Origin of the sequence: Pedobacter sp. UBA4863 (assembly GCF_002399615.1) — a bacterium.
Classification (GTDB): Bacteria; Bacteroidota; Bacteroidia; order Sphingobacteriales; family Sphingobacteriaceae; genus Pedobacter.
In genome coordinates, this window is record NZ_DHDZ01000029.1 from 1 (window position 1) to 592 (window position 592).

At 34.6% G+C, this 592-nt stretch carries 1 protein-coding gene; it reads right to left on the reverse strand.

Going from position 1 to position 592, the window contains the following annotated elements:
- Positions 1 to 351 (reverse strand): Arm DNA-binding domain-containing protein (locus tag B3I52_RS05420; protein WP_293299420.1); only part of this gene is annotated, 351 nt, incomplete at its 3' end.
- Positions 352 to 592: the final 241 nt, after the last annotated feature.

The following is a 592-nucleotide window of genomic DNA, read 5'->3' on the forward strand; positions in this document are numbered from 1 at the left end:
TTTTAATCCATAGTGGTTTATTTGCTCATTGCTTGCGATTGATATATTCCTGTAAGAATTTTTGAGCTTTGAAGGACTTATAAACTCATGCTGTGTTTTTAGAACGGTAAAGTTTATTTCCAAAGCACTGGTGATGCGATTAAGCTCTGCATTGATTTTCTTGGAATTTTCTGACCTTACTACCTTTTTTAGCTCGATGTCCCAATTGTCAATGTGAACTTTTTGGCCAGTAGAAAATTCAGCATCTTTCCCGTCAATGGAAATTCTAAAGATAATAGGTGCATAATCTTTTAAATTCGCTTTTGATTTGCGATGCCAAAAAAGGATTTTAAGGGTTTGGTTACTTTTCATTTCTCAATCTTTTAGTAAAACTTCTTGTTTTTTTAGATTGTCCTCCAGTGTTTTAATCAAGATATATTTGCTAACTGGTGCCCAAATTTAACCATTACAATTGGGCACCAGATAGGGCACCATTTATTGTGTATTTGGATGGATAGAAATGACCTATTATTTTTTGCGAATCGCGGTTAAAAAAGACTTTTAAACAGAAAAGGCGCAATCTCTTGCGCCTTTTTGTGATCCCGCTGGGATT